The sequence below is a fragment of the Anaerobacillus alkalilacustris genome, assembly GCF_001866005.1.
GTDB classification, from domain to species: domain Bacteria; phylum Bacillota; class Bacilli; order Bacillales; family Anaerobacillaceae; genus Anaerobacillus; species Anaerobacillus alkalilacustris.
Window position 1 is genome coordinate 217,678 of sequence record NZ_MLQR01000004.1, and the last position, 12,811, is coordinate 230,488.

Below are 12,811 nucleotides of genomic sequence, written 5' to 3' on the forward strand. Positions count from 1 at the left end.
ATTTAATAAGTATAAGCGTCAAAATTTTAGACAAACTAGCTATGAAGTGGTAAAGGGGAGTCGGAAATGAAACAGATTTTAAAAAAATTTCTCGGTGAAGTTGAAGTTAATCGTGATTTAACCCTCCTTTTAATCATTGGTGGATTATATGCATTAAGTATTGCTTTATCGAATACATTCGTAAACGTTTACTTGTGGAAGCAATCTGGGGAGTTTACTCATATTGCTCTATACAATTTAGCGTCTGTAGTTATGCAACCATTAACCTTTATATTAGCAGGTAGATGGGCGAAAAAAATTGACAGAGTAATTGTACTACGGTTAGGAGTATCCTTCCTATCCGTTTTCTTTTTCACTGTTTTGTTTTTAGGAGAAAAGGCTAGTAGCTATTTGCTTTTATTAGGTGCGCTATTAGGTATTGGTTTTGGATTTTATTGGTTAGCTTTTAATGTTTTAACATTTGAAATTACTGAGCCTGAAACACGTGATTTTTTTAATGGATTTTTAGGGTTAGTGACATCATTTGCAGGAATGATTGGTCCGATATTGGCAGGATTCCTTATTACAAAAATGGAAAAGTTAATTGGTTATAAAGTAATTTTTGGTATTTCCTTAACACTATTTGTTGGTGCAGTAATTTTGAGCTTTTTACTTAAAAGGCGTCCAGCAACTGGTAAATTTGATTTTATTCGAATTCTTAAGGAACGAAAAAATAGTAAGAATTGGAGGAATGTTTTATATGCTCATTTCTTTCAAGGATTACGTGAAGGTACTTTTGTATTTGTCATAGTTGTATGGGTTTATATTGCAACAAATAGTGAGTTAGCTATCGGCACGTATGGGTTAGTTGCTTCAGCTGTATCTTTTGTAACTTATTATATTGTTGGACGCTTTATAAAACCGCACTTTCGAAAAAAAGCTATTTTAATTGGTGGTGTTGGTTTATTTTTAGCTATCTTCTTAATTGTTAGGGATTTAACATTTACACGTTTGATTATGTATGGTGTAGCAATTTCGTTGTCTTATCCTATTTTGCTTGTTCCCTATATATCAATCACATATGATGTAATTGGTCGAGGTTGGAAAGCGGCAGAAATGAGAGTAGAATATATTGTTGTAAGAGAGTTATTTTTAAATAGTGGACGAATCTTTTCAATATTAATGTTCATGTTAACTGTAACACTATTTGATGAACAAAAAGGAATACCGATATTGCTCTTAATTTTAGGAGCGGGCCACATGGTTATTTACTTATTCATAAGAAAAGTAAACATTGAAAATAGCAATAAAGGGGGAGAAGAATACTCCTTACCAAGAAATAAGAAACAAGGTGAAGGAGAAAACGATGGTGCGCCTATATAAGAAATGATACCTTTTAATGAAATATCGAATGAGTAAACTAGATAAGAATACATCCATCTTAAATTACAATATAAGGCACCTATTACTAGGTGTCTATTTGTGTGTTTTTTAGTATAATAAATAAGTGTGGTTTTAAATAAGGATTGGTAAAGAAAGGAAGTGCATAAATGAGCAAAAGAAAGAAAAAAACTCATATGCCCGTCCGTTTAAATATACTTTTTTTCGTCGTGTTTTTACTATTTTCTGCTCTTATTTTACGTTTAGGGGTTGTACAAATTGTTCAAGGAGAAGAGTATCAACGGAAATTAGAGCGGACGGTTAATGTGATAGCAAAAAATGAAGCTCCAAGAGGAGTGATGTATGATAGGTTTGGTCATACAGTTGTTGAAAATAAACTTGTTTTAATGGTCACATATACGAATGCCAATGTTTCAAATGAAGAGAAATTGCGCGTTGCTGAAAGATTAAATGAATTAATCGATGTCGATACGAATAAAGTTACTGAACGTGACATGAAAGACTATTGGATTATAACGAATCGCGAAGAGGCGAATAACTTAGTAACTCGTGATGAAATGCGTGAATTAGAAAATGACGCCATGGATATATATAGGCTACAACTTGATCGTATTACAGAGGAGCATCTAAATGAATTAACTGAAAAGGATATCGAGATTATTGCAATAAAAAGGGAGTTTGACAGGGGATTTGCCCATACTCCACAACGTGTGACAGAAGTCACATATGAAGAGGCTGCTAGAGTTCTTGAGCACTTATCTGAGATGCCAGGTATCGATATCATAAGAGATTCAGAACGAAACTATGTATATGGTAGTAGTTTTAGACAGTTTTTTGGTGGGGTAGGATCCATTCCAAGAGATTCAATTGATTTTTATTTGTCAAGAGGATATTACCGTAGTGATCAAGTCGGTATAAGCCAACTGGAACAACAATATGAAGATGTATTAAGAGGTGATAAAGAAGTTTTAGAGCACGTCCTTGATGGTTCAGGAAGACTTATTGATCAACCGATTGAAACACCGGGGCAAAGAGGAAAAGATTTAATTCTTACCGTAGATATGGAGTTACAACAACACGTAGAAAAAATAGTTTATGATGAAATCCAACGCTTGAAATCGATGAATGGTTTCTTAGGAGTACCAGCAGCGTATGTGGTCCTAATCGAGCCCTATACCGGTGAAGTCTTAGCGATGTCAGGTTTTAGAGAAAATAGTCAAACCAATAATTTGAGTTCTTATGAAATAGGGAATATTTATAATGCCTTCGAAATGGGTTCAGCTGTAAAGGGAGCAACGGTTTTAACAGGTTTTCAAGAAGGAGTAGCACAACCAGGAACGTTTTTTAATGATCGAACTATAAATATAGGTGGACAGCGTATGAGTTCAGTTTCAGCTATGGGAAGAATAAATGATTTAACCGCCCTTGAACGTTCTTCAAATGTTTATATGGCTGAAATTGCGATGGCATTAGGTGGAACATATAATCACGCACAAGGTCGTTGGTCAGGTAACATTCCAATTGGTTACGAAACCATGCGTTATAACTTTAATCAGTTCGGTTTAGGTGTAAAAACGGGTATTGACCTTCCGTCAGAGGCTACGGGTTTTAATGGTGGTATTCCAAATACGATTGGGAACCTTCTGTATTTTTCAATTGGCCAGTTTGATACGTATACTCCTCTACAGATGGCTCAGTATACGGCAACAATTGCTAATGGTGGATATCGAATATCACCTCGTCTTGTTAGAGAAATTCGAGAACCGAGTACAATAGAAGGTGAACTAGGCAATGTTGTCAAACAATTTGCGCCAAATGTATTAAATCGAATAGATATGAAGGATGATTATATAAAAAGAGTTCAAGAGGGTTTTAGACTTGTTGTTCACGGTTCGCGTGGGACTGCAAGAGCTCTTAGTAATAATTCTTACAAGGTTGCTGGGAAAACAGGGACTTCCCAATTATTTTTTGTCCGTGATGCCAATAACAATGTTATTCGTGATCGGAGTGGAAATGCAATTAGAGGTAATAACCAAATATTTGTTGGATATGCACCTTTTGATAATCCAGAGGTTGCTTTTGCAGTAATTGTTCCTGATTTGAGAATTGATAACTCTGGAAGGATGGGAAGGCCAGCTAATAATATATCAGGCAGTATTTTAGATGTGTATTTTTCATTAAAGTCTGAAAGGAATGGACCAAGGACTTCAAATAACAATCATTCAAATGATATTGATAATGGTGAATAAATTAAACAGCCAGAGAAGACCGTCATGTTTTCTTTGGCTATTTTTTTTGACAAGGAAAATGGCTCTATAATATTTGTTGGGGGGTAAAAAAATTACATTTAGATCAAGATGTTCAAGTGAACTCGTTTCAGCAAGCTGATACATTGGAAAATCCCACCTACGCTACGCTTAGAGGTGGGGGTCTTTCACCCTAAAAAAATTCAGATAAATCATATCAAAAGGTTATCCTTCATTAAGAATATCATTTATTTTCTCAGGCCTAAATCCAGTTATTTGCTCTATTTCTTCATCAGTATAACCATTTTCGTAAAGGGATAAAATTTTATCTCTATCGTAGTAAATGGTTGAAGTCCTTTCATTAGTGAAATAATTATCATCTTGTCCAATTAAGATTTCCTCTTCTAATACTTTTATTTTCTTTTTTAATTGATATATTTCTTGCATTAAGGTAATTGAGAAATTTTCTATTTGCTTTTCAACTTCCTTATTTTTATCTTTTTTAAAAAACGAAATTAAGAATAAAATGATTGATATAGAAAACATTGAAATAATTGTATATTCCATAGTAAAAAACCTCCTTATATTAATAGTATAACTATACATTTATAACATAATAGACAAAAATAACAAGTCTTTAATATCTAGACCATTGCTTGTTTTTATTATTAAAGCTTGTCCAAACGTAGAACTGAAAAGAAGTAAAAAAATAAGAATTATTTACGACTCTTTGCTTTGTAAAAATAAAAAGAATGTCACTTATGGAGGAAACGTATAAACATAATTAAAAGAAACACCAACTCGATTTGTCGATTTATCAAAAAAAATGTTATTTCTACCATTTTTACTTGTTTTTTTTAGCTAATTTAAAAAAATAATAGATGTCTAGTAGTGATGTAATAAAGGACAGACATTTTTCAACAAAATAGACTTCTTGTTGCAAGCCTATATCGACTGTAATATTGTATTATAGATTATTGATTCTATGTGATAATTTCGTCATTAGATGAATATAAATATAGCTTGTATTATCGTTAGTAACTGCTTAGTAAATAGAGGTGAAGAATTTGATTATTGAAATTGAAAAAGTAATAGATGACGAATTATCAATAAAAGATAATAAAGTTAATTTATCTATTGGAAATATTAATAATGGGTGGAATAAATATCAAAAAGAACATATTGGTTGTAAGTTATTTTTTTCAAATGATTATGGGGAAAAAAAAGACTTATTTAAATATGGTCAAAATTCAGAGTTGGAAGATCGTCGTGATGTTGATCAGTGTGTGCTAATGGTTCAGTCCCCATGTGCTTTGTTTTGCTATTGGGATATTTCAAAAAGAAAGAAAAAAATGATTGAGCATCACTTAAATGGTGAATGGAGTAGTTTTGAAAAGAAATTAAGGATTTATGATATAACCGCTATTTTCTTTAATGGCCATAATGCACATCGCTATCAAGATTTTTCCTTTAATGAAGCATCCAATCAATGTTTTTTTGATAACTTACTACCAAATAGAACCTACTGTGTAGATGTAGGAGTAGTTACCAGAGAAAGTAGTTTTTTTTCGTTACTTAGGTCGAATCCTGTTGATACACCTAGATCCTCACAGTTTGAAACTGGTTTATTTACAAAAGCAGTCTCTAATTGGAAAGAAGGAAAAAGAGATAATCCTGAGTGGTTAGAAGGCTTTAGTAGTTATTCATATTATGAAAAAGTAAAGTAAGGAGTTAGTAAAATGGTAAATGGTTATTTTTCTATAGTCCTTCATGCCCACCTCCCCTATGTTAGACACCGGGAAGCTCACCGGCTAGAGGAACGATGGTTATTCGAGGCAATTACTGAAACGTACATTCCTTTACTATGGAATTTAGCAGATCAAAAAAGATTGAACGCTTTAACAATCTCCTTTTCTACTCCTTTAATGGAAATGCTTTCTGATCCACTTATGCAAAGGAGATTTTTACTTAACATAGAGCGAACCGATCAACTTCTTCAAAAAGAAGAAAGTAGAGTAGAGATTAAAGAAGAGGAATTGCAACTTATTAACTTTTATAAAAAAAGAATCTTAAAAATAAAACAAACATTTTTAGAGTGGGATCAAAACCTATTAAAAGGCTTTAAGCATTATGCTTCAGAAGGAAAGATAGTGTGTATATGTAGTTCAGCAACACATGCTTTTTTACCTTATTTACAAACAAAAGAAGGAATTAGAGCTCAAATTTTGCATGGAATACAAACATTTGTTAGACACTTTGACCATAAACCAAGAGGCTTTTGGTTACCAGAATGCGCCTTTACCCCAGGTATTGATCGAATTTTATTTGAAGAAGGTATTCGATATACTTTTGTCGATGAACATGCATTAAAATATGCAGATCCTGCACCATCAAAAGAAACGGGTGCTCCCATCTTTTCTCCACATGGTGTTATGTTGTTTCCAAGAAACTCAATGCTATCGAATCAGGTGTGGAGCTCAGTGGATGGTTACCCAGGTGATAATGATTACCGAGAGTTTTATCGAGATATTGCTTATGATCGTGATTGGGATTATATAAAACCTTTTATGCATGCTGAAGGTTTTCGTTATGATACTGGAGTGAAACTTTATCGCATTACAGGTTCAACTGATACTAAAGAATTTTATAACCGTATAAATGCAATGAAAAAAGCGAAAGAGCATAGTATACATTTTACGAAATCAATCAAAAAGCATTTACATAATCATGAAGGGCAGTCTTTTCCACCTCATATTATTGTAACTCCTTTTGATGCTGAACTACTGGGACATTGGTGGTTTGAAGGCCCTGATTGGCTAAATTATGTCTTAAATCAGAGTTGTTTAAATGAAAATTTAATTACGCCTGAAGAATATTTAGATAGACATTACCAAGATATTGAAACAGCTCATGTATCTTTTAATACTTGGGGAAGAAAAGGTTATGGAGAAGTTTGGTTAAACCAAAAGAATAGTTGGGTATATAGATACTTACATCAAATTGAAAAAGATTTAGTTCATTATGTAACCGAAAACAAGGGGAAGTCCATTGAGTTTGACCGTTGTTTAAAACAAATGGTACGAGAGTGGATGTTAGCAACTAGTAGTGATTGGTCTTTTATTATTGATAGTGATAGTGCTACCGATTATGCTAACAATCGAATAAAAGAACATATAATTAGGTACGAAAATTTAAAAACGTTATTAATAAATGAAAAAGTAAGTCACGAATTGTTAACAAAATTTGAGGCTGAATTCCCATTTATTAAAGAAATTAATTTAAATGTCTTTATTTCAAAACATGATGAATATGTAATCAATAAAAGGCAAAATAAAAAAAATAAAAAAATGACTGTATTAATGTTAGTATGGGAATTTCCACCAATGCTAGTAGGTGGATTATCACGACACGTATATGACATTTCGAAGGTTCTTGTAAATCAAGGGTGCGAAATTCACGTGGTTACTGCAGCAGTCGAAGGCCACCCAGATTACGAAGTTATGGATGAAATTCATGTTCACCGTGTTCAATGTTTACAACCTAAAGCTGAGGATTTCTATCATTGGGTTGGCAGTTTAAATATTGCATTCTATGAGCACGTATTAGAATTGGCAAAAGGAATCCGGTTTGATATCATCCATGCCCATGATTGGTTAGTATGTGTTGCAGCAAAAGGTTTAAAACATCAATTAAATCTACCTCTGATAGCTACTATTCATGCAACCGAATATGGTCGAAATGGTGGCATTTATACTCAACTTCAGAAAGATATTAGCCATAAAGAATGGGAGTTAACCTATGAGGCACAGAAAGTAATTGTTTGTAGTAAATATATGGAAGAAGAAGTCGTGAAAGTATTTAATTTACCTAAAAATAAAATTGAAATAATTCCAAATGGCGTTGATATTAAGATGATTTCAGGTGAGGGGAGTAAATGGAAGCAAAAGTATGGTTCAGAGAATGATATATTTATTTTTTCAGTAGGAAGAATAGTTAAGGAAAAAGGTTTTCAAACAATTATAGATGCCGCCCCAGCTATTATAGCCAAACATCCCAATGTAAAATTTATTATTGCGGGAAAAGGACCGTTATTGGAAGAATATAAAACTAAGGTTATTAATAAAGGGCTACAGAAAGTTATATATTTTATAGGGTTTATAGATGATCGATTAAGAAATGACATTCTTAACGGTTGTGATATATGTATCTTTCCTAGTTATTATGAACCGTTTGGAATAGTAGCGTTAGAAGGGATGGTTGCTGGGAAACCAACAATTGTTTCGGATACAGGGGGACTAAGTGAAATTGTAACACACAGAGAAAATGGTTTAAAAATTTTTCCCAATAATGTTCAAAGCCTCACGACTCAAGTATTAACTTGTATAGAAGACGAAAAGCTTGCTCAGAAAATTGCTCAAAATGGTAAGAAACTTGCTGTGAAAAAGTATAACTGGAATAGTTTAGCCAAAAGTACTGTAGCTATTTACAAAACTAGTTTGAAACAAATTGAGTGAATTGGAGGAATCAATACATGAAAGGTGTGATCATGGCTGGTGGGAAAGGAACACGACTTCGCCCACTAACTTGTAATATTCCAAAACCAATGGTTCCGCTCGTCCATAAACCTGTGATGGAATATTCTATTGAGTTGTTAAAAAAATATGGCATTACTGAAATTGCAGTGACTCTTCAATACTTACCTGATGTTATTAAAGATTATTTTGGTGATGGTCGTCGTCATGGAGTGAAATTACATTATTTCTATGAAACAACTCCTTTAGGAACAGCTGGAAGCATTAAGAATGCTGAGGCTTTTCTGGATGAACGCTTTATTGTAATTAGTGGTGATGGTCTTACCGATTTTAACCTTGTCAAAGGTATTAAGTTTCATGAGGAAAAAGGTGCGTTGACAACAATTTTTATGAAACCAGTAGATTTCCCTCAAGAATTTGGTGTGGTTATGACAAATGAAAATGATGAAATTATCCGATTTCTAGAAAAGCCAAGATGGAATGAAGTTTTTTCCGACACAGTTAATACTGGGATTTATGTATTAGAGCCTGAAATATTACAATACCTAGAAGAGGGTGTTCCTACCGATTTTAGCCATGATCTGTTTCCGTTTTTAATGAAAGAAAAAAAGGCAATTTACGGATATAAAGCAGAAGGTTATTGGTCTGATGTAGGAAATTTAGGTTCATATAGGCAAACGCAATTTGACATGTTGAATAAAAAGGTCAATGTACGCCTACCTGGAAAAGAAATAAAAAAGGGTATTTGGGTTGGTAAAGATGTAATTGTCGAAGAGGGCGTGCATCTAAAGGGTCCACTTTCAATAGGTGATGGAACTGTTATTCGAACCGGTGCTAAAGTAGATTGCAATACAATTATTGGAGGTGATTCCATATTATCGACAAATTGTTCTTTAAAGCACTCGATACTATGGAACGATATATATGTAGGTGATAGTAGTGAATTAAGAGGGACAACAATTTGCAAAGGAACTAAATTAGAGTATTCAGTTTCGCTTTTTGAAGCTTCTGTTGTTGGGGAACATTGTATTTTAGCCTCAAATTCAGTAATAAAACCAGAAGTTAAGGTTTGGCCTAACAAAGGAATAGAAGAAGAAGCTATTGTTCATACATCCTTAATTTGGGGTAAAAAAGTAACAAAGTCTTTGTTTAATGGCCGAGGGATCTCAGGTTTGGCAAATGTGGAAATAACCCCAGATTTCATTGCAAGATTAGCTGCCGCATATGGTGCAATATTACCTCATGGCGGGAAAGTAATCTTAGGCTCAGATAGCTATTCTATCACCAACCTCATTAAATCATCTTTCCAAACAGGAGTCTTATCTGCTGGAATTCATACCGTTGACGTAGGGAATACGATTGGACCTGTTGTTCGGTACCTTGTGGAAAAAGGAGAGGTAATTGGTGGTGTATACTTTCGATTTGAAAACCGTAATAATGAGAAGCAGATTTCGCTAGAATTTTATGATCATAATGGTTATCCTATCAGTGCGATCGTAGAAAGAAAGATTGAGAATGCTTTTTGGCAAGAAGATTACAGAAGAGCATCTTTCGATAGAATCGGTAGCTCTACAGTAATGAAAAACGCAGAGGAAAACTATATTCAAAGGTTGATAAGCTTTGTAAGGGTAAATCAAATAAGGAAAGCAAAAGTAAAAGTGGTAATTGATTATGACCAATGCAAACACTTTTATTTTATTGATAGATTACTTAAAGAGTTGAATTGTGAAATTTACAGAGCTCCGAAAAATAAAACTGTAGTTGAAGTTGCAAAATATGTAAAAAAAGTTAAGGCTGATATTGGGATCTTAATTGGAGAAACGGGTGAATATTTAAAAATAGTTTCTGATGATGGGACGATTTTAGAAGAAGAGACAATATTAGCTCTATATGTCATGCTTCATTTTTATCGAAATAAAGGTGGAATAATGGCTATCCCAATTCACGGTAATAGCGAAATAGAGAGTTTAGCTAACCGCTTAGGGGGCGAAATTATTCGAACAAAAGCTAACCCAAGGTCAATTATGAAACAAGATGGTACAGTATTTAATTTCTTATTTGATGCTCAATATGCTTTTATTCATGTACTAGAAATTATTGTGTTAAAAAGGAAAGTAATATCTGAAATAACAAAGCATTTACCATGTGTTTCTTTATCACGTGAATCTGTTCCTTGTCCCAAAACAGCTAAAGGATTAGTGATGCGAATGTTAATGCAAGAAAATAGTTCTAAAAACATTGAATTGTTAGATGGAATAAAAGTATATCATCCTGAAGGTGGATGGACATTAATTTTACCAGATAATGAAAAACCAATTTTCACGATTTACTCACAAGCAAAAGATATCAAAGACGCTAAACTACTTTCGTCAAATTACGTCAAAAAAATTCAAAATTTTCAAAAGTTTTAGCGGGTGGTGTTAGTAAGACAATGAAGCAGAGGTCTCAATACTATAATGAAGAAATTGAAATAGTAAAATACGGTGTTTGGATTGATGGACATTTTACTTGGTTAGATAGCTGGAGTTGTCAGTATAAAGAAGATAAAATTATATATGAAAACAATAACATGAACCTAATAATTAGTCTTCAAGTAATTTATAGAGAAAAAACCATTTTGCAAGAAATGACGTTTCGTAATTTAAATTGTGATACTCGACAGATAAAAGTTTTTTGTAATCCTTTATTTTCAAAAAAAAATGATAAGAAAATAACCTTTTTTGCACCTATTCTTCAAGCTATGGTTCATAATGTAGATGGGTATTACTTTCTATTAAATGGGCGACTAAAAAGAAGAGGGATTGTTCAATATTGTACAAATTTTGATGAGACTGATTGTCTACAAAACGGAACAATTTTTATGCAACCATTTTCATTAAGAAGCTCAAAAAGTATCTATAGTTTAGAAGGAGAAATGGATGCTAAAGAGGAAATTAAAGTATATTTTTGGCAATGTAGTGGAAGCTCCAAGTATGAAATTATGAAAAAAAATCGATTTATTCAATTAAACTTACCGAATGAAACGGAATTTGGAACGTGAAATCCTTATTCAGGTAAAAATGATAATTTTTTTCATTTTTATTAAGTGAAGTCGAAGTCTATCCTTGCTAGTCCTTTATATTATACTTATGTTTGCCTTCCCTAACGCGATCGAATGATTGTAAATCCCCACTTTACCGTTTAAAGAAATGCTTGATTGTTTAGGGGAATTTTGCTATTATTTAAAAGTATGATTGAAGTAAAGCATGTTTGGAGGGAAGAAGAATGCGTGTAAATATTACATTAGCTTGTACAGAAACTGGTGATCGTAATTACATCACTACTAAAAATAAACGTAATAACCCAGATCGTCTTGAGTTAAAAAAATACAGCCCGAGACTAAAGAAATATACTTTGCATCGCGAAACTAAGTAAGCAGATCTTTCTGCTTACTTTTTTTTACATAATCAGAATTTATAAATTTCTAACTTGGAAACTGTCTAGCTTCAGCGCCTACGATCTCGGTCACTTCAGTCAAGCAACTGACTTCAATAACTACTTGAATAACGTCTCTGAATAGCTTCATGCAGCTTTGCTCCTGCGGTTACTCGTCGCACGAAAACAATTGCTCCTGCGGTTACTCGTCGCACAAAACACTGCTTCGAGGAAGCTTAATACGAAGCAGCTTTGCGACGAGCAAACGGAGTGGCACAGGAGCAGCTGCTCGTGACCAAGGCGCTTGCGCTTTTCTTGAAGTATCAGAATTAATAAATTTCTAACTTGAAAACTGTCTAGCTCCAGGCGCCATCGGCTCGATCACTTCAGACAAGCAACGGACTTCAATTACTGCTTGAGATACTTCGTCGATTAGCCTCATGCAGTTTTGCTTCGAGGAAGCTTGCTACGAAGCTATGCTAGAAGACGCAGAAGCACATAGATTTCGGTCAAAAAACCCGACCGCTACGAGCAGGTCTTCCAGTGTTTGTCGCCGATAGGCGGGCGCCTTGCGCTTTTTCTGTGAAAATAAAAAAGCTAAAGTCGTGTTATTAAGGAAGTAGGTTAGGCTTGAAAGAACTTTTTAAACAAAAAAGGCAATAGGAAATAAAGGGTGCTTACAATGTTTTTTTTAAGACACCCCTAACAGCATATTCGTTCATAGTTACTAGTTATTTAGGTAATCCGGGTTCTGAATAATTCTGCTTATTGAGTAGTAACGTGTATATAATTCTTAGAACTTTATGTGCAATTGCTTGTAAAGCCTTTTTCTTTCCTCTTCTTGCAGAGAGAGTCCAAAAAACTGATGACATAGCTGTTTTCCTTGATCTTGATATTGCCCAGGCTACTTCACAAAGTGCTGTTTTTATATGTGGGTTTCCTTGAATGTTTTTAGAACTTTTTTTTTACCAGCACTTTCATTGTTTCCAGGACTTACTCCTGCCCATGATGCAAGGTGTCTTGAGGAAGGAAATTGAGTCATGTCTGTACCAATTTCGGCAATAATGCTGGCCACAGTATGATCTTTGATACCTGGTATAGTTAGAAGTATCTCTTTATCTTCCTGGTAATTTTGAAGGAGAAGTTCAATTTGTTTTTCTAAGTCTTGAATTGATTTTTCTAAAAACTCTATATGGTGCCAAGAACATNATTGTTTCCAGGACTTACTCCTGCCCATGA

At 33.7% G+C, this 12,811-nt stretch carries 9 protein-coding genes; 7 read left to right on the forward strand and 2 right to left on the reverse strand.

The genetic code is table 11. From position 1 onward, the window contains the following. The first annotated feature begins 66 nt into the window (after positions 1–66). Together BKP37_RS05740 and BKP37_RS05745 are read left to right on the forward strand one after the other, a co-directional pair. Complete coding sequence (locus tag BKP37_RS05740) at positions 67–1,362, forward strand: MFS transporter (protein ID WP_071308719.1); 1,296 nt, start codon at positions 67–69, stop codon at positions 1,360–1,362. Positions 1,363–1,529: 167 nt separating this feature from the next. Next, positions 1,530–3,629 (forward strand): peptidoglycan D,D-transpeptidase FtsI family protein, encoded by a 2,100-nt coding sequence (locus BKP37_RS05745; RefSeq protein ID WP_071308720.1) that lies wholly within the window; start codon positions 1,530–1,532, stop codon positions 3,627–3,629. Positions 3,630–3,851: 222 nt separating this feature from the next. On the opposite strand, the gene BKP37_RS05750 is transcribed toward BKP37_RS05745, so the two are convergent. Beyond that, positions 3,852–4,193: a hypothetical protein gene (locus BKP37_RS05750; protein WP_071308721.1), complete on the reverse strand. Its 342-nt coding sequence runs from the start codon at positions 4,191–4,193 to the stop codon at positions 3,852–3,854. Between the two features lie 500 nt (positions 4,194–4,693). On the opposite strand from BKP37_RS05750, the gene BKP37_RS05755 reads away from it, so the two are divergent. From BKP37_RS05755 to rpmG, 5 genes are all read left to right on the forward strand, one after another. Next, positions 4,694–5,353 (forward strand): DUF4912 domain-containing protein, encoded by a 660-nt coding sequence (locus BKP37_RS05755; protein WP_071308722.1) that lies wholly within the window; start codon positions 4,694–4,696, stop codon positions 5,351–5,353. Positions 5,354–5,365: 12 nt separating this feature from the next. Next, on the forward strand, positions 5,366–8,140 hold the full coding sequence (locus tag BKP37_RS05760) for a 1,4-alpha-glucan branching protein domain-containing protein (RefSeq protein WP_071308723.1): 2,775 nt from the start codon (positions 5,366–5,368) through the stop codon (positions 8,138–8,140). A 17-nt stretch (positions 8,141–8,157) separates the two neighbouring features. After that, positions 8,158–10,569: a sugar phosphate nucleotidyltransferase gene (locus BKP37_RS05765; protein ID WP_071308724.1), complete on the forward strand. Its 2,412-nt coding sequence runs from the start codon at positions 8,158–8,160 to the stop codon at positions 10,567–10,569. Between the two features lie 20 nt (positions 10,570–10,589). Next, entirely contained in the window at positions 10,590–11,198 is a 609-nt protein-coding gene (locus tag BKP37_RS05770; protein ID WP_071308725.1) for a hypothetical protein, read from the forward strand. A gap of 224 nt (positions 11,199–11,422) precedes the next feature. Next, on the forward strand, positions 11,423–11,572 hold the full coding sequence (gene rpmG, locus BKP37_RS05775; RefSeq protein WP_071308726.1) for a 50S ribosomal protein L33: 150 nt from the start codon (positions 11,423–11,425) through the stop codon (positions 11,570–11,572). 925 nt (positions 11,573–12,497) lie between these two features. On the opposite strand, the gene BKP37_RS05780 is transcribed toward rpmG, so the two are convergent. Continuing rightward, positions 12,498–12,809, reverse strand: a complete 312-nt coding sequence (locus tag BKP37_RS05780) for a transposase (protein ID WP_071308727.1) — start codon at positions 12,807–12,809, stop codon at positions 12,498–12,500. Positions 12,810–12,811: the final 2 nt, after the last annotated feature.